Below are 17,083 nucleotides of genomic sequence, written 5' to 3'. Positions count from 1 at the left end.
AATGAATTACAGGGGGATTCAGATGAATGGAGGAACCGATCTACAGCCGTTAAAGAGAAAGAAACGGTCTGTCATTTTACTATGGTCGTTTGGAGTACTGGTGTTCCTGCTTGCCGGGGGGCTCATCGCGTCGGATCTTTATGTGGAAAGATCATTACCCGTGATTTCCGGAACGATCTCTTTGGATGGGTTATCTCAAGATGTGGAAGTGACGCGGGACGCTCAGGGCGTTCCGCATCTATCGGCGAAATCAGAAAAGGACTTATTTATTGCCCAAGGATATGTTCAGGCTCAGGATCGTCTATTCCAAATGGACTTAAGCAGAAGGCAGGCATCCGGACGGTTAAGTGAAGTCATCGGGGGGAAAACCGTAGAAAGGGATAAGTTTTTCCGGACGCTGGGGTTGAGAAGGGCTGCCGAAGTGTCGTATACAGCTTATCCGGACGAAACCAAGCAGATACTTGAATGGTATGCAAAAGGGGTGAATGCATACATGGAAGAAGCACAGGAAAAAGGCAGGCTGCCTGTAGAATTCACTCTTTTGGGTTATAAGCCTGAAAAGTGGACCCCTGTTGATTCATTGACCATCGGAAAGTATATGGCATTTGATTTAGGAGGGCATTGGCAGGGGCAGGCGTTCAGATACTGGGCATTGAAGAATATTCCCGAGGAAAAGGCATACGACCTGTTTCCTTCATATCCTGAGGGTGCCCCTGAGATTCTGTCAGCAATGAGTGATTCTGTCTTAGACATAGAAGAGTCATTTGCCTCTTCAGTGATTCCTCCTGAAAATAACGGCAGCAATAACTGGGTGGTGAGCGGGGAAAAAACGGCAAATGGAAAGCCGCTTCTTGCGGATGATCCCCATTTATCATTAGGTACGCCTTCCATTTGGTATCAAATGCATTTAAAGTCACCGGAATTGAATGTAAGCGGGGTCATTTTTGCTGGAATACCCGGGATAATATTAGGACACAACGAAGAAATCGCCTGGGGTGTGACAAATACAGGACCGGATGTCCAGGATTTGTATGTGGAGAAAAGGAATCAGTATGACCCATCTTTATTTCTTTACGATAATAAGTGGGAAAAAGCGACTCTCATAAAGGAACCGATTGGAGTCAAGGGAGAGGGAGAGATTCCTTTTGAAGTAACCATCACAAGACACGGGCCTGTCATTTCTGAATTTGCCAGCCAATCAGATGATGACGGTCAGGTACTTTCCCTCAGGTGGACAGCTTTGGATCCAAGCCTTGAACTGCAGGCAATCCTGAATATGAATAAAGCAGGCGATTGGGAAGAATTCGAGACCGCCCTGGAGGATTTTCATACGCCGACCCAAAATTTCGTATTTGCATCCAATGACGGGACGATTGCCTATAAAGCAAATGGAAAGATACCTGTCCGGAATAAAGGAGACGGACTTCTTCCTGTTCCGGGATGGGATCCGGAGTACGAATGGCAGGGGTTCATTCCTTTTGACGAGCTGCCTGTGACTGTAAATCCAGCGAGCGGGTTCATTGCCACAGCCAATAATAAAGTGATTGATGACAGTTATCCTTATCATATCAGCAACCATTGGGCCCAGCCTTACAGGTATATGAGAATCGCTCAATATCTCGAGCAGAAAGATGACTTAACGATTGATGATATGAAAACTCTTCAAATGGACAAGATCAATTTACATGCTGCCGAATTTCTGCCGGTTCTTTTAGAAGATCTAAAAGGACTGGAATTGACACCCGCACAAAAGGAAGCTGTCGAATTGCTTGAGGAGTGGGACTATGAAGATGATAAATCGGCTGCGGCTCCTTTATTGTTTCACTCCTGGATGGATACGTTATCAAAAGATATGTTCAAGAAAGAGATTCCGAACAGCATGATGGACCTTTTTGAAGGGCGGCAGGGTACTGTGGATGAAATGTTGAGGAAAGCGCATAAAGGGGAAGAATCGAATTGGTTTGAACCTTTTGGGGGATATAGAGCATATTTAAATGTTACTTTGAAAAAAGTCTTAAACGAATTAGAGGATTCTTACGGAACATCCATGAATGATTGGAAGTGGGGCGATTACCACAAGGTGTTCTTTGAGCACCCCGTTTCAAGTGCGTCGCCGCTGTTAAAATGGTTTTTTAACAGAAAAGATCCGATTCCTGTAGGGGGAAGCAGGGTGACTGTTCAGGCAGCAAGCTATAATAATGAAGGAATCGTCAACCATGGCGGTTCTTGGAGATTTGTGATTGATACTTCTGAAATGAATGAAGGATACCATATAGTCGGGCCAGGACAGGCAGGTCATTTCAAGAGTGAATGGTATGATAATCAAGTGGAAGCATGGGTGAAAGGGGAGTATCATAAAACGTCAATAACCGACGAGTCCATAAACCACAGTAAATTGATATTGAATGCTGAGTGAGGTTGGGATGAAAAAAACCCGAAATAATTTGCCTTCTAACAAATTAGTCTGGGTGTTTTATTTAAATGTATATTTAGATACTAGCTCTATCCAGCGGGTGATTGGAGTGCAAGACGAAGACTCCTGCGGGAAGAGCAGCTTATAAGAAAAGCGGAAGGGCTTTGAAGAGAGGCGGGTGGCATAAGACGAGTCGTCCACAAAGGCGTTCTTTGCCTTCTTGGCCGGTTTGGCTTATGACATGTGCCTCTAAGCCCTGCAGCTGGACAGGTGAGACTTGTCCAGCACCAGCGGCTACCCCCTCGAGGTCATAAGATAAATAGGCAAAAAAGGCAAAAAGCGCCTTTTCAGCCTATTTATCTTATGCTTGTCGGGGCTGAACAAGCCCCTCCGCTTTTCTGCCCGAAGGAACGCATGTGACTAGGAGGCTCACGGGCTACCCGCGGAAAGCGTAGTCTTGCACGGAAAACATTAGCGGTGTTTAAAGATGACTCTAGAATGTTCGTCTATAGGCAATATTTTTTAATTTTGGCCCAGGCTTTTTTCGAAAGTATCAGTTTGAAAACTGTGTAAAAAATCCGAAATGGGGTATACTGTCAAGATGTGATTTTATAAACTATTATGGTACGATAATATGTAAAGGAGAATTACATAGAAAGCAGTGAAAGTATGGCTCTTACTACAAAGGAAAAACTGATTGTTTTGATCGGTCCGACAGCTGTCGGAAAAACAAAAACCAGTATCCATCTGGCTAAAGAATTTAATGCAGAGATCATAAGCGGGGATTCCATGCAGGTTTATAAGGGCATGGATATCGGCACAGCAAAAATAACCATTGAAGAAATGGAAGGGGTCCCCCATCATTTAATTGATATTAAAGATCCTAAAGAGTCTTTTTCCGCCGCGGAGTTCCAACTGCTTGTCAGGCAGAAAATCTCAGAAATCCATTCACGAGGGAAAATGCCCATGATTGTTGGCGGGACAGGTTTGTATATTCAATCCGTCATTTATGATTATCAGTTTACTGATACGCCGGGAGATGCTGAATATCGGTGCACTCTCGAAAAGAGGGTAAAGAATGAAGGGATAGGTCCCCTCTATAATGAATTGCTGCGCATTGACCCCTCAGCAGCAAAAAATATTCATCCCAATAACACAAGGAGGGTGATCCGTGCACTGGAGATTTTTCACTGTACAGGACAAACGATGACCGATTACCAGACATGTCAGATCGATGAACCCCTTTATGAAACAGCTTTGCTTGGTCTTACCATGGATAGGGAGAAGCTATACGGCCGTATTAATAAAAGGGTCGACCTCATGGTTGAAGAAGGTCTCATTGAAGAAGTCCAAATGCTGTATCATCTGGGAGTGCGTGACGTCCAATCCGTTCAGGCCATCGGGTATAAAGAAATCTATGAGTACCTGGAGGGGAGAACAAGCCTTGACCGGGCGATTGAGGCCCTGAAACAGAACTCCCGCAGATATGCAAAAAGACAGCTGACATGGTTTCGTAATAAGATGGATGTAACATGGTTTGATATGACAGAAGAAGAGGACTACGATAAAATAATCAGCAGGATTTCTGAATTTATTGCAGGAAAGCTTGAACGAAAGTCGAATTAGTAAGTAGAGATAGAGGAGGAGGACTAAACATGAAACAATCCATTAATATTCAAGATCAATTTCTGAACCAGTTGCGTAAAGACAATTCACTATGTACGGTATTCCTTTTGAATGGCTTCCAAATCCGCGGCCAAGTAAAGGGATTTGACAATTTCACCGTCCTGTTTGAATGCGAAGGGAAGCAGCAGTTGGTTTATAAGCATGCGATTTCTACATTCGCTCCTCAGCGGAATGTGCAGATAAATTTTGAAGAGAGTAATTAATCGTTTAGTTCCAGTTCTAATCAATTGAAATTGCCAAAGCTGCCCGATTCATTTCGGGCAGCTTTTTTATATGCTCCCCATATTCTTGATACTTTTGTTAATGAAAAATGATAACGTTGAATAGAATGATAAGAGAATTTATTTGAATCTTTATTTAACCTGAAATTTTATGAGGATGAACCTGGAGCTGCTATCATTTCCAACTGCTATTGAATTCAGAACAGCAAAGATTCTGTATATTTCTCGGGAAAGCGCATGATATGACAGAATTCTGCGTTTTTTTCATTTATTTTTCTATAGGCGCTTGCCCTCCAAAAGGCCGCTATATGTCAACTGTCTGCAGAATGGCGAGGTGAAATAAGTGGAACAGCAACCAATGAGAATGAAAAATAATGGGCAAATCAGTATTGTGCTAAATTCACAAAAGCGCAATTCAGTAAGGGATACACTGAAGCCCGATAGCCTGCCTCAAACCCTTCCTCAGGAACATGTGGCTTTAAAAGAGATTGAAGAAGAGTTAGGGGCTCTTGTCGGGATGGAAGAAATGAAGAAGATGGTCAAAGAAATATATGCATGGATATATGTAAATAAAAAACGGGAAGCTATGGGGTTGAAAGCTGGTAAGCAGGCACTTCATATGATGTTCAAAGGTAATCCCGGTACCGGGAAGACCACTGTTGCGAGAATTATAGGCAAATTATTTTTGAAGATGAATGTTTTGTCGAAGGGTCATTTGATCGAAGCGGAAAGAGCAGACCTTGTCGGTGAGTACATCGGACATACAGCCCAAAAGACAAGGGACTTGATCAAAAAATCCCTTGGAGGCATTTTATTCATAGATGAAGCGTATTCACTCGGCAGGGGCGGTGAAAAAGATTTCGGAAAAGAAGCGATCGATACACTGGTCAAACACATGGAAGATAAACAGCATGAGTTCATACTGATACTGGCGGGTTATTCAAAGGAAATGGATCATTTCCTCACGCTGAACCCCGGCCTTCAATCCCGATTTCCTCTGGTCTTTCATTTTCCCGATTATTCGGTAGATCAGCTGATGGAAATCGGAAAAAGAATGCTGGACGAAAAACAATACGTATTAAGTTCAGATGCCGAAAGAAAAATCAGGGACCATCTCCATTCCGCCAAGAATTCTTTATCACCCATGGCTTTTTCCAATGGCAGATACGTAAGGAATATACTGGAAAAATCAATCCGATCCCAAGCAATGAGACTGCTTCTTGAGAATTGTTACAGCCGGAATGATTTAATAACGATCAGGAGCAATGATCTGATTTTCACAAAAGGAAATAGTGAATGACAATGAAAATATAAATTATAAAACCAGCATTCTAGGAGAATGCTGGTTTTTTGATGAATCAACCATGTGCCCTTAGGCTTCTATTGGGTAACCGCCATTTATACAAATATGACAGGACCCGAAGTGCAGTCGTCAGGATGAATAATGTATAAAGTTCAAATGGTGAACTTGTTATTCCAAGACCAACGGCGACACCGCACATGACGGCCCAGACCGCATAAATTTCGGAGCGCAGTACAAGGGGCTTTCTTCCGGCTAACAGATCCCTTATGATCCCCCCGCCGCTTCCGGTCAATACGGCTGCCACGATGACGGCTGAAAGGGGATGGTTCATCTCATATGCGTAAAGGGCACCCTGAATCGCAAAGGCAGATAGGCCTACAGCATCAAAGAAATTCCCCCACCGGCGCCAATGTTTCAATAGATTATTAGGGAATATAAATACGGCCGTGATGGCCAATAGTGCAATTTGAAACAGCATTCCCTGTTCCCATAATGCCGACACAGGCACCCCGATCAGCAAGTTTCTGATTGCCCCGCCGCCAAAAGCTGTGACTATGCCTAAAATGTAGACTCCCAAAATATCATATTCTTCTTCCATGGCAATGATGGCACCTGATACTGCAAACGCAACTGTGCCGATAATGCTCAATACTTCCCAGGTCATGTAACCCCTCCTTACCAGATCCGTCATTCTATGTAAATTTCATTTCAGTATCTCTAATCAAACATACTGATTTTAACACGAAAAAATACAAATGCAATCATTTTTGATTACTTTAAAAATAGAGTTTGTATATCACTTTTGATAAGATGGGATTTATAAAACTAAATTAAGAAGAAAGAAGGGCACTTATTGCAAAAAGATGTAAAGGAAAAAATACTCCTGGCCGGTTGTCAGCTGGATGAAGACAATCTCCGTTTTCAATATAGTATGAAAGAACTTGAAGAATTGGCAAAGACGGCTCAGGGTGAAGTAATGGCGGTCCTGTCCCAAAAAAGGGACAGGATAGATCCCGGTACATATATAGGCAAAGGGAAGGTGGGTGAATTAAGGGCCCTGGAAGAACAATTTGACCCGGATATCATCATCTTCAATGACGAGCTTTCCCCAAGTCAGGTAAGGAATCTGTCAAAAGAACTTGACGCAAGGGTCATCGACAGGACACAGTTAATCCTGGATATATTCGCTCAGCGAGCCAGGTCCAGGGAAGGAAAACTCCAAGTGGAACTTGCCCAGCTTCAGTATCTGCTTCCCCGCCTGATTGGAAAAGGCACATCGCTATCGAGGCTGGGAGGAGGCATCGGGACCAGGGGGCCGGGAGAAACAAAACTTGAAAGCGACAGAAGGCATATTCATCGTAGAATCGATGACATTAAAAAGCAGCTTAAGACCATTGTAGAGCATCGTGAAAGGTACCGTGAAAGAAGAAAGAAGAATAATACATTTCAGGCGGCCCTGGTCGGTTATACGAACGCAGGAAAGTCAACGTTGTTCAACCGGCTTTCAGCAGCGGAGTCATACGAAGAGAATCAACTGTTTGCAACATTGGATCCGATGACAAGGAAAATGCCATTGCCGAGCGGGTACTCCACTTTACTGACTGATACTGTCGGCTTTATACAAGATCTTCCTACATCCCTGATAGCGGCATTCCGCTCCACCCTTGAGGAAGTAAAAGAAGCGGATCTCCTATTACATGTTGTGGATAGTTCGAATCCCGATTATCACCAGCACGAAGAAACCGTGCATTCTCTGCTTGAAGAGCTGGGGATGGATGGGCTGCCAATGCTTACTGTATACAACAAGCGTGATATCTGCCATTCGGAGTTTGTGCCTGTAAGCGGTGCAGATCAGATCTTGATCAGTGCGATTGACAATGAAGACCGAAGGCAGCTTCTATTGAGGATCGAGGATATGGTAAAAAAACAAATGGATAAATATCAAGTACAGGTACCGTCAAATGAAGGGAAGGTTCTTTCTCAACTCAAGAATGATACCATTTTATTGAACCTGTACTTCGATGATGACACCCAGTTGTATGAAGTGGAAGGGTATCACCTGGAAGACCATCAGATTAGCGGGAGCATCAAGAAATTTCAAAAGCAGAAGGGAAGCAAGTAATGTTAGAACAACTCAAACATGGGCAGATTTTAAAACCTGTCGTTAATAAAGTAGAAAACTTAATTCAATTAACTCATAGGGAAATCGATGAAAGATCAGAGAAGAATCAGTTTAAAGTCCTTAAATCATTTCAAAAACACAAAGTCAGTGACTCCCACTTCACCCCGTCCACAGGATACGGTTATGACGATATAGGCAGGGACACACTCGAAAAAATATATGCAGATGTATTTGGCGGTGAAGCAGGGTTGGTCAGGCCGCAGATCATCTCAGGGACCCATGCGATCTCCATCGCTTTATTCGGTATATTAAGACCCTGTGATGAACTTCTGTATATCACCGGAAAACCTTATGATACCCTGGAAGAAATAGTAGGGACAAGAGGTGAAGGGAACGGGTCGCTCAAAGATTTCAACATTTCATATAAATGCGTGGATCTGGATGAAACCGGCAAGGTGGATTTTGCAAACGTACAGAAGGCCATCTCCCCTAAAACCAAAATGATAGGCATCCAGCGTTCGAAAGGATATGCAAACCGTCCTTCATTTACTATAGAAGAAATCCGGGATATGATTGCTTTTGTAAAGGAAATCAATCCTGAAATTGTAGTATTTGTGGACAATTGCTACGGTGAATTTGTTGAGGATATAGAACCGTGCCATGCTGGTGCCGATTTAATTGCTGGTTCGCTTATCAAGAATCCTGGCGGAGGACTTGCCAAGACAGGCGGATACATAGTCGGGAAAAAGGAACTGGTTGATAGCTGTTCCTATAGAATGACCTCACCGGGGATAGGGGCAGAAGCAGGTGCCTCACTTTATAGCTTGCAGGAGATGTACCAGGGTTTCTTCCTTGCTCCCCACGTAGTGGCACAATCCTTGAAGGGAGCTGTATTCACTTCGGCTATGCTGACCGAGATGGGAATGAATACAAATCCTGGCCCTAGGGACAAGCGTACAGACCTAATTCAATCGGTGCAATTTGACGATAAGGAAAAGATGATCACTTTTTGTCAGGCCATTCAATTTGCTTCTCCAATTAATTCACATTTTACGCCGTACCCAAATTACATGCCCGGCTATGAGGATGATGTCATCATGGCAGCAGGTACTTTTATCCAGGGGTCAAGTATCGAATTATCGGCAGATGGCCCGATCAGGCCTCCTTATACCGCCTTTGTACAGGGCGGACTGACGTATTCTCATGTCAAAATTGCAGTATGCACGGCACTGGATCATTTAATTGAAAAAGGTTTACTTACCATTAAAAACGGATAATAGAAAGGTAATTGGATAGTCTAAAATCGACTATCCTTTCCTTTTGATACTTCATGTAAGTTTTTCTGACATTTCATTGACAGAATACTTAACATTACATATAATAAGACCATGAAGGAAAAGAAAAGGAGGGTATCGAAGATGAGTGGAAGTGAAATTCGTCGAACGATGGCATTGTTTCCAATCAGTATTGTCATGCAGCTCACGGACTTAACGGCTCGTCAAATCCGATACTACGAAGAGCACGGGTTGATAACCCCCGCCCGGACAGAGGGGAATCGCAGACTCTTTTCCTTGAATGACATTGATAAACTATTGGAAGTTAAGGATTTGTTAGATCAAGGGGTGAACATGGCAGGAATCAAGAAAATCTTCTCGGTTAATGCCGTGGACAAAAAGAAAGTAGTATCTGAAACAAGCAAGCAGGAGGAAGTAAAAGCACGGCAGGATCTATCTGACGAACAGCTTCGTAAATTACTCCGGAATGAATTGATGCATTCAGGAAAATTTAACCGGGCTTCCTTGCGTCAGGGAGATATGTCCCGCTTTTTTCATTAATAAATAACCTTAATTAAATCTGAGGAGGAATTACGTAAATGGCAAAGTATACTCGTGAAGATGTGATCCGATTAGCGAATGAGGAGGGTGTTAAATTCATCCGTCTCCAATTCACAGACATTTTAGGGACAATCAAGAACGTTGAGATCCCTTTCAGCCAGCTGGAGAAAGCATTGGATAATAAAATGATGTTTGACGGATCTTCTATTGAAGGTTTCGTACGAATCGAAGAATCAGATATGTATCTGTTTCCTGACCTTGACACATGGCTTGTCTTCCCGTGGACTGCAGAAAAAGGGAAAGTTGCACGCCTGATTTGTGATATTTACAATCCGGATGGAACTCCTTTCGAAGGTGATCCGCGAAATAACCTTAAGCGGGTATTGAAAGAGATGGAAGAGCTTGGATTCTCTGATTTCAATCTTGGGCCTGAACCGGAATTCTTCCTTTTCAAGCTGGATGTTAATGGTGAACCTACACTTGAGCTGAATGATAACGGAGGTTACTTCGACCTTGCACCTACAGACCTTGGTGAAAACTGCCGCCGTGATATCGCCCTTGAGTTAGAGGAAATGGGCTTTGAGATCGAAGCTTCCCACCATGAGGTTGCACCTGGGCAGCATGAGATCGACTTTAAATATGCAAGTGCTCTTAAAGCATGTGATGATATCCAGACGTTTAAACTGGTTGTAAAAACCATCGCACGTAAACACGGACTGCATGCAACATTTATGCCGAAACCTTTATTCGGGGTGAATGGTTCCGGGATGCACTGTAATATGTCATTATTTAAAGATGGCAAAAATTCTTTCTTTGATGAAAAAGGCGATCTTCAATTAAGTGATACAGCACGTCAATTCCTGGCAGGCACAATCAAGCATGCCACTGCATTCACTGCAATTACGAATCCGACGGTAAACTCCTATAAACGATTGGTTCCTGGCTACGAAGCTCCATGTTACGTAGCATGGTCTGCACAAAACAGAAGCCCGTTAATCCGTATACCGGCTTCCCGCGGAATCAGTACACGTGTTGAAGTCAGAAGTGTCGATCCGGCAGCTAACCCATACCTGGCTATGTCTGTCCTTCTTGCGGCTGGTCTGGATGGAATCAAAAATAATCTTGATGCACCGGCTCCGATTGACCGCAATATCTATGTAATGGATAAAAAGGAACGTGAAGAAGCGGGCATCATTGATTTACCTGCTACTTTATATGCAGCATTGGAAGAACTGAAAAAAGACGAAGTAATCATCAACTCCCTTGGAGGGCACATCTTCGAACACTTTGTGGAAGCGAAGGAAATCGAATGGGATATGTTCCGTACACAAGTTCACCCTTGGGAAAGAGAACAGTATATCCAAATGTACTAAAATTTTATAGTATTAAAGCCAGCGCTGCACGGATGCGCTGGCTTTTTATACGGGGATGTGAAAGACAAACAAAAAAACGCTGACACTCAGCGTTTTTTTGTTTGTTCGAAGCAATTAATGAACCTGACGATACACACCGATAACTTTTCCAAGGATTGAAACATTTCGTAATATGATCGGGCTCATCGTTGAGTTTTCCGGTTGAAGTCTTACAAAATCTTTTTCTTTGAAAAAGCGTTTGACTGTTGCTTCATCTTCTTCCGTCATGGCAACGACGATATCACCGTTGTTGGCAGTCTGCTGTTGTCTTACTATGACGAAGTCCCCGTCAAGGATACCGGCTTCGATCATGCTGTCTCCCATGATTTCAAGCATGAAAACCTGCTCATCTGAAGGGGCCAGATGTTCTGGCAGCGGGAAAAATTCCTCAACGTTTTCAACCGCTGTAATCGGCTGTCCGGCAGTTACCTTACCGATCAACGGGACGTTTACAACCTTCTGGCGGGGGATTGTATCTTCCTCCAGATCCAGTATCTCAATTGCCCTTGGCTTGGTGGGATCACGCCGGATAAGCCCTTTGCTTTCGAGCCTTGCAAGATGGCCGTGGACGGTTGAACTTGAAGCCAAACCGACAGCTTCACCAATCTCCCGTACTGATGGCGGATACCCTTTTTCTTTAACAGATACTTTAATGTATTGAAGTATGTCTTGCTGTCGTTTAGACAATTTAGTCATTTACACGCACCTCTATTATAGATCTTATGTTCCCATTATAGCATGTCTTTCAGACTGATACAAACATAAGTTCGAATTTTCGGTTGACACCAAACGGATGTTCGTATTACAATCTAGTTACAAACAAACAGAACAAACATTCGTATGGAGGTCGTTAATATGTTAACACAAATTTGGAATCGCTTCTCTTATATAATCATTCTTTTTATATTATCGTTTTTATCAGCGGGTTACTTCGTGATATCGGGGGGGAGCGATCCTTCATATGAAACGGTCACCGTCAATAAGGGTGATACTCTCTGGACGATTGCGGAGAAGTTTGAAGGGGAATACAATATGACGAAGGAAGAGTTCATCGAATGGGTGGGACATGAAAATGATTTAATCACCTTCGCGATAGAGCCTGGCATGTCATTGGTTTTGCCGGTCGAAGCATCTCCCTATACAACCCAATCCGATGTACAGCTTGCGATGAATAATAAGTAGAGGGTGAATGTCTATATGAAAGCAGCGATTTACTGCAGAGTGAGCACAAAAAAAGATACGCAGGAGACTTCACTGGAAAGACAGGAAGCAGAATTGTTAAAGCTTGCAGAAGAACAGCAATTTGATGTTGAGGCAGTTATAAAGGATCAGGCCAGTGGATTTGAACTGGACCGACCGGGGGTACTTACCCTGCTGGACTTAATAAAAGATGGTTCGGTTGATGCGGTCCTGATCCAGGATGAAACGAGAATTGGCAGGGGGAATGCAAAGATAGCCCTGATCCATTGCATACTAAAAGAAGATATCAAGATTATCAGTCAGACTCACAGCGGCGAACTGCATTTATCAGAGTCAGACTCGATGGTCATCAACATTGTAAGCATGGTGGAAGAATATCAAAGGAAGCTTCATAATCTTAAAATTAAAAGAGGCATGAGAAGAGCGGTTGAGAATGGTTTCCGCCCCCAGAAGAATTTGAAAAACAGAGGGAATCTGGAGGGAAGGGAAAGGATAGAAGTGCCCGTGGAGGAAATTGTGCGTTTAAGAAATAATGAGCTGACATTTGCAGAAATTGCAGCTACCCTGAGAGGGTTCGGATATAATATATCCAAGGCCACAGTACATAGGAGATATAAAGAATATTTGGACTCCGGCAAGGAAACATAAACCTTGTCAATGAAGCTCTTATCTAGTAACATATCGGTATATTTATAGAAGTAATGTACTGGATAATAGCTGTAAAGGAGTTTTCATAGATGCTATCTAAGAAAAAGATGAACAGGATAAATGAGCTTGCCAAGAAGTCAAAAGAGAGCGGACTGACTGACAGCGAAGCAAAAGAACAAACAAAACTAAGAAAAGAATATCTGGAAACATTCCGTCAATCAATGAAAGGAACCATCGAGAACACACGCATCTTCGACACCGACGGCAACGAAGTCACCCCCAAAAAAATAAAAGACATCCAAAACAAACGCAAAATGCATTAATGTGAATTAAGGTTAGACGCTAACAAATGAAAGTTGTCTAAGTGAAAACCCAAACGTATTTGATTCCTGGGGATTTAAATACGTTTGGTTTTTTTATTGTTATAGATAAAAGTAGTAAATAAAGACTACTGTGAAAATATTGCCAATCAGTATATCTACCATTTTATCAAAGAAGGATGGCATTCTACCTAAAGAAAGCTGCCATCAAATTTTTCGTTGTATTTTTGAGTAGACTTATCAAAAAACGGGTTCAGCGTTTGATTGGAGTGCAAAACGTAGACTCCTGCGGGAGAAGCGGGTTAGGTGAGACCCCGCAGGCGAAGCCGAGGAGGCTCACAAGCCGCCCTCGGAAAGCGAAGTTTTGCACGGAAATCAATAGCGGTGATGAATGGAATCAAATATGTTGAGGAGTGAAAAAGCGATTCTCTGATTAAGGTTGCCTAAAAACATAATCAAATCTGTGTGAGTCAATTTCTTGACGGTTTCGTCCATATCAGGAGGCTCACGGGTTGCCCGCGGAAAGGAAGTCTTTTACGGAAATCAATAGTGGCAATAAGGGTGTTCGTGTGACAACGCTGACAACTCAACAAAAATCCCAAACAGCAAAGGTTTTTATTTTCCAACAAAACAAAGTCATGTTATCATTCAAGTTAGTTGTATAAACTACCCAAGAAGATTAATATTAATAAGTAAGTATGAAAAGGAAGGATGTCTGACCAATGTTTGATAAAACAGATCAACTAGCAATTAATACAATTCGAACTTTATCAATCGATGCAATTGAAAAAGCAAATTCAGGCCACCCGGGTATGCCTATGGGTGCAGCTCCAATGGCGTATGCACTTTGGACCCGCTTTATGAATCATAACCCTAAAAACCCTGAATGGTTTAACAGGGACCGTTTTGTTCTTTCTGCGGGACACGGATCAATGCTATTATACAGCCTGCTTCACTTATCAGGATATGATGTTTCCATGGATGACCTTAAAGGATTCCGCCAGTGGGGAAGCAAAACTCCGGGACACCCTGAGTACGGCCACACACCAGGGGTGGAAGCGACTACGGGACCGCTTGGTCAAGGAATTGCAATGTCAGTAGGTATGGCACTGGCAGAACGACATTTAGCTGCAACATACAACAAAGACAACTATAACTTAGTGGACCATTATACATACTCGATCTGCGGTGATGGTGATTTGATGGAGGGTGTATCATCCGAGGCAGCTTCTCTGGCCGCTCACCTTAAACTTGGCCGCCTGGTCGTTTTATATGATTCCAACGATATCTCACTGGATGGTGAGTTGGATAAATCATTCTCTGAAAGTGTGAAAGGCCGTTTTGAATCATATGGCTGGCAGTATATCAGAGTGGAAGACGGAAATGATCTTGACGAAATCTCCAAGGCGATTGAAGAAGCTCAAGCTGATACTTCACGCCCTACAATGATTGAAGTGAAAACAGTCATCGGTTACGGTGCTCCAAATAAATCAGGAAAATCGGATGTTCACGGTGCACCTCTTGGCGAGGAGGAAATGAAGCTTACGAAAGAAGCTTATAAATGGACATTTGAACAGGATTTCCATGTTCCGGATGAAGTGTACAGCCGTTTTGAAGAGAAAATCCAGCAAACGGGCTCTCAGAAGGAAGAAGAATGGGCGCATCTATTTGTTAAATATAAAGAAGAATATCCTGAGTTAGCTGTTCAATTGGAAACTGCAATCAAAGGTGAACTTCCTGAGGGATGGGACAATGAAATTCCTGTTTATGAAGAAGGCATGTCACTGGCTAGCCGTGCTTCTTCAGGTGAAGTATTGAATGCCATTGCGAAAAATCTTCCTTCATTCATCGGAGGATCAGCCGATTTAGCCGGTTCGAATAAGACGATGATCAAGGGAGCTTCAGATTTCACTCCAGAGTCCTACGAAGGTAAGAACATCTGGTTCGGTGTCCGTGAATTCGGTATGGGTGCAGCTATGAACGGTATGGCATTACATGGCGGCCTTAAAGTATTCGGCGGAACATTCTTCGTTTTCAGCGATTATTTAAGACCCGCTATCCGCCTTGCAGCGCTTATGGGTCTGCCTGTGACTTATGTATTCACTCATGACAGTATTGCTGTAGGGGAAGACGGCCCGACTCATGAACCGGTTGAACAGCTTGCGTCCTTGCGTGCGATGCCTAACTTATGTGTGATAAGACCTGCTGACGGTAACGAAGTAGCGGCTGCTTGGAAGCTTTCCATGGAAAATACTGAACAGCCTACGATGCTGGTATTATCGCGTCAAAATCTCCCTACTTTGAAGGGCACTGCAGATAAGTCTTACAATGGAGTGGCTAAAGGAGCATATGTAGTTTCACCTGCAGGCAAAGAGCAGCCGGATGCATTGCTGCTTGCTACAGGATCAGAAGTGAGCCTGGCTGTAGAGGCACAGAAGGCCCTTGAGAAAGATGGAATCAGTGTTTCTGTTGTCAGCATGCCTTCATGGGACCGCTTCGAAAAGCAGTCTAAAGAATATAAGGATTCCATCCTGCCTAAGGGAGTAACGAAACGACTTGCCATCGAAATGGGATCACCTCTTGGATGGGACCGTTATACCGGTCCAGACGGAGATATCCTGGCCATCAATGGATACGGTGCTTCAGCTCCTGGAGAAAAAGTCCTTGAAGAATATGGCTTTACAACTGATAATGTGGTTTCAAGAATCAAAGCTTTACTTCAATAAGGTTTGATGCTCATTGGCTGACTCCTGTTACAGGAGTCAGCCTTTTTTACTGCCCCGGCAGCTTTATTCATGGAACTCTTCTTCGACAAAACTAGAGCAATTTCTCAACAATTTATGACATGGTGCTCTTCTATCTTCCTTTATACTTAATAGAAGGAAATGTAGGGGGGATAATAAGGTGAGAAATTATCAAATCTATTGGATTGAAGAATCGTTTGCCAACCACTACTATGGACGTGAAAGAATGTTTTTTGGACTATTCTCGGATTGGGAAAGAAGCTCTGGAGAACTGAATCAAATGATTTCTAAACAAGTGGAATTCATCACGAAGCCCATTCCTTACCTTCCTACACAAAGAATCCTGCAACATGAAATGGTTAAGGTTGAAGGAGCAAGGTGGATTGATACTACTGCGGTCATTGAGGCAAAAGATTCAGGTGCTAATCTTTTACTGAATGAAAGAAGCATTTCAATAGAAGCGTGGGGACCGAATGACTGCGAGTATTTATTCTTTGAGATCTTAAGAAGAAACATGGGACGGCTGCTTGCCATCGACCTCAAAAATGAAAGGTACGGCTGGCTGAAGCCGATTAAACAAAGAAAATTTATATATTAATAAGAAATTATGACAGAAATATTGTATAATGTTCTTTGGTTTAGTACACTTTTATAAGGACAACATGAAGGAGGAAGTAAGAACATGTCAACTTGGCTAGTTGTTCTAGTGGCAGTTTTAGCATTACTTGCAGGAATTGCACTAGGATTTTTCATTGCTCGCAAATACATGATGAGCTACTTAAAGAAAAACCCGCCTATCAATGAACAAATGCTTCGCATGATGATGATGCAGATGGGACAGAAACCGTCACAAAAGAAAATCAATCAAATGATGAATGCAATGAACAAAAATATGAAGTAAGAGAACAGAGCACTCACGGAGCTGAGTGCTTTTCTTATTGTCCAGCTGCGGCAGCTGGGAGCTCGAGGTCATAAGAAAACTTACCAAAAAGGCAAAGAGCGCCTTTCCGGCAAGTTCATCTTATGCTTGTCGCTCTTGAACGGGCCGCCTCCTCTTTTCGATTGTCCAGCTGCGGCGGCCAGGAGCTCGAGGTCATAAGCTAAACTTACCAAATAGGCAAAGAGCGCCTTTCCGGTAAGTTCATCTTATGCTTGTCGCTCCTGAACGGGCCGCCTCCG

16 protein-coding genes are annotated in these 17,083 nt (G+C 43.1%); 14 read left to right on the top strand and 2 right to left on the bottom strand.

The window, feature by feature from the left end:
- The first annotated feature begins 22 nt into the window (after window positions 1-22).
- The 4 genes from BHE18_RS06435 to spoVK all read left to right on the top strand — a co-directional run bounded on the left by BHE18_RS06435 (window position 23) and on the right by spoVK (window position 5,620).
- Window positions 23-2,416 carry a penicillin acylase family protein gene (locus BHE18_RS06435; protein WP_071617767.1) on the top strand — a complete coding sequence of 798 codons (2,394 nt, stop codon included), beginning with the start codon at window positions 23-25 and terminating at the stop codon, window positions 2,414-2,416.
- Window positions 2,417-3,082: 666 nt separating this feature from the next.
- On the top strand, window positions 3,083-4,039 hold the full coding sequence (miaA, locus tag BHE18_RS06430; RefSeq protein ID WP_071617766.1) for a tRNA (adenosine(37)-N6)-dimethylallyltransferase MiaA: 957 nt from the start codon (window positions 3,083-3,085) through the stop codon (window positions 4,037-4,039).
- 29 nt (window positions 4,040-4,068) lie between these two features.
- On the top strand, window positions 4,069-4,302 hold the full coding sequence (gene hfq, locus BHE18_RS06425) for an RNA chaperone Hfq (RefSeq protein WP_071617765.1): 234 nt from the start codon (window positions 4,069-4,071) through the stop codon (window positions 4,300-4,302).
- Window positions 4,303-4,678: 376 nt separating this feature from the next.
- The gene (gene spoVK / locus BHE18_RS06420) at window positions 4,679-5,620 is read left to right on the top strand and encodes a stage V sporulation protein K (RefSeq protein WP_071618267.1); all 942 of its coding nucleotides are present in this window, start codon (window positions 4,679-4,681) and stop codon (window positions 5,618-5,620) included.
- A gap of 58 nt (window positions 5,621-5,678) precedes the next feature.
- Here the strand turns inward: spoVK and BHE18_RS06415 are convergent, their stop codons facing one another.
- Window positions 5,679-6,287: a trimeric intracellular cation channel family protein gene (locus BHE18_RS06415; RefSeq protein ID WP_071617764.1), complete on the bottom strand. Its 609-nt coding sequence runs from the start codon at window positions 6,285-6,287 to the stop codon at window positions 5,679-5,681.
- Between the two features lie 189 nt (window positions 6,288-6,476).
- Here BHE18_RS06415 and hflX point away from each other — a divergent pair, with 189 nt between their 5' ends.
- From hflX to glnA, 4 genes are all read left to right on the top strand, one after another.
- Complete coding sequence (hflX, locus tag BHE18_RS06410; protein WP_141771819.1) at window positions 6,477-7,745, top strand: GTPase HflX; 1,269 nt, start codon at window positions 6,477-6,479, stop codon at window positions 7,743-7,745.
- Complete coding sequence (locus BHE18_RS06405) at window positions 7,745-9,022, top strand: methionine gamma-lyase family protein (RefSeq protein WP_071617762.1); 1,278 nt, start codon at window positions 7,745-7,747, stop codon at window positions 9,020-9,022. The genes hflX and BHE18_RS06405 overlap by 1 nt, the downstream gene beginning before the upstream one ends.
- A gap of 141 nt (window positions 9,023-9,163) precedes the next feature.
- A complete protein-coding gene (locus BHE18_RS06400; protein WP_071617761.1) occupies window positions 9,164-9,580 on the top strand; it encodes a MerR family transcriptional regulator in 417 nt (138 codons plus the stop codon).
- 38 nt (window positions 9,581-9,618) lie between these two features.
- Window positions 9,619-10,953: a type I glutamate--ammonia ligase gene (gene glnA, locus BHE18_RS06395; protein ID WP_071617760.1), complete on the top strand. Its 1,335-nt coding sequence runs from the start codon at window positions 9,619-9,621 to the stop codon at window positions 10,951-10,953.
- 114 nt (window positions 10,954-11,067) lie between these two features.
- On the opposite strand, the gene lexA is transcribed toward glnA, so the two are convergent.
- Window positions 11,068-11,688 carry a transcriptional repressor LexA gene (gene lexA / locus BHE18_RS06390; protein WP_071617759.1) on the bottom strand — a complete coding sequence of 207 codons (621 nt, stop codon included), beginning with the start codon at window positions 11,686-11,688 and terminating at the stop codon, window positions 11,068-11,070.
- A gap of 159 nt (window positions 11,689-11,847) precedes the next feature.
- Between lexA and yneA the strand changes: the two genes are divergently transcribed.
- The 6 genes from yneA to BHE18_RS06355 all read left to right on the top strand — a co-directional run bounded on the left by yneA (window position 11,848) and on the right by BHE18_RS06355 (window position 16,805).
- Window positions 11,848-12,174: a cell division suppressor protein YneA gene (gene yneA / locus BHE18_RS06385; RefSeq protein WP_071617758.1), complete on the top strand. Its 327-nt coding sequence runs from the start codon at window positions 11,848-11,850 to the stop codon at window positions 12,172-12,174.
- Window positions 12,175-12,189: 15 nt separating this feature from the next.
- Entirely contained in the window at window positions 12,190-12,840 is a 651-nt protein-coding gene (locus BHE18_RS06380) for a YneB family resolvase-like protein (RefSeq protein ID WP_071617757.1), read from the top strand.
- Window positions 12,841-12,929: 89 nt separating this feature from the next.
- On the top strand, window positions 12,930-13,163 hold the full coding sequence (locus BHE18_RS06375; protein WP_032088697.1) for a DUF896 domain-containing protein: 234 nt from the start codon (window positions 12,930-12,932) through the stop codon (window positions 13,161-13,163).
- A gap of 719 nt (window positions 13,164-13,882) precedes the next feature.
- Window positions 13,883-15,886, top strand: coding sequence for a transketolase (tkt, locus tag BHE18_RS06365; RefSeq protein ID WP_071617755.1), 2,004 nt, complete (start codon window positions 13,883-13,885; stop codon window positions 15,884-15,886).
- A gap of 178 nt (window positions 15,887-16,064) precedes the next feature.
- The gene (sirA, locus tag BHE18_RS06360) at window positions 16,065-16,502 is read left to right on the top strand and encodes a sporulation inhibitor of replication protein SirA (RefSeq protein WP_071617754.1); all 438 of its coding nucleotides are present in this window, start codon (window positions 16,065-16,067) and stop codon (window positions 16,500-16,502) included.
- A gap of 84 nt (window positions 16,503-16,586) precedes the next feature.
- Window positions 16,587-16,805: a YneF family protein gene (locus tag BHE18_RS06355; RefSeq protein WP_071617753.1), complete on the top strand. Its 219-nt coding sequence runs from the start codon at window positions 16,587-16,589 to the stop codon at window positions 16,803-16,805.
- The last annotated feature ends 278 nt before the right edge of the window (window positions 16,806-17,083 follow it).

Origin of the sequence: Rossellomorea aquimaris, assembly GCF_001877785.1 — a bacterium.
Taxonomy (GTDB): domain Bacteria; phylum Bacillota; class Bacilli; order Bacillales; family Bacillaceae_B; genus Rossellomorea; species Rossellomorea aquimaris_A.
Note: the sequence above shows the minus strand (reverse complement) of the source record. Positions and strands in the feature narration are given on the sequence as shown.

Excerpts from the sequence above, each read along its gene's own strand:
- BHE18_RS06435 (WP_071617767.1), top strand. The coding sequence starts at position 23 with ATGAATGGAGGAACCGATCTACAGCCGTTAAAGAGAAAGAAACGGTCT.
- miaA (WP_071617766.1), top strand. The coding sequence starts at position 3,083 with ATGGCTCTTACTACAAAGGAAAAACTGATTGTTTTGATCGGTCCGACA.
- hfq (WP_071617765.1), top strand. The coding sequence starts at position 4,069 with ATGAAACAATCCATTAATATTCAAGATCAATTTCTGAACCAGTTGCGT.
- spoVK (WP_071618267.1), top strand. The coding sequence starts at position 4,679 with ATGAGAATGAAAAATAATGGGCAAATCAGTATTGTGCTAAATTCACAA.
- BHE18_RS06415 (WP_071617764.1), bottom strand. The coding sequence starts at position 6,287 with ATGACCTGGGAAGTATTGAGCATTATCGGCACAGTTGCGTTTGCAGTA.
- BHE18_RS06405 (WP_071617762.1), top strand. The coding sequence starts at position 7,745 with ATGTTAGAACAACTCAAACATGGGCAGATTTTAAAACCTGTCGTTAAT.
- BHE18_RS06400 (WP_071617761.1), top strand. The coding sequence starts at position 9,164 with ATGAGTGGAAGTGAAATTCGTCGAACGATGGCATTGTTTCCAATCAGT.
- glnA (WP_071617760.1), top strand. The coding sequence starts at position 9,619 with ATGGCAAAGTATACTCGTGAAGATGTGATCCGATTAGCGAATGAGGAG.
- lexA (WP_071617759.1), bottom strand. The coding sequence starts at position 11,688 with ATGACTAAATTGTCTAAACGACAGCAAGACATACTTCAATACATTAAA.
- yneA (WP_071617758.1), top strand. The coding sequence starts at position 11,848 with ATGTTAACACAAATTTGGAATCGCTTCTCTTATATAATCATTCTTTTT.
- BHE18_RS06380 (WP_071617757.1), top strand. The coding sequence starts at position 12,190 with ATGAAAGCAGCGATTTACTGCAGAGTGAGCACAAAAAAAGATACGCAG.
- BHE18_RS06375 (WP_032088697.1), top strand. The coding sequence starts at position 12,930 with ATGCTATCTAAGAAAAAGATGAACAGGATAAATGAGCTTGCCAAGAAG.
- tkt (WP_071617755.1), top strand. The coding sequence starts at position 13,883 with ATGTTTGATAAAACAGATCAACTAGCAATTAATACAATTCGAACTTTA.
- BHE18_RS06355 (WP_071617753.1), top strand. The coding sequence starts at position 16,587 with ATGTCAACTTGGCTAGTTGTTCTAGTGGCAGTTTTAGCATTACTTGCA.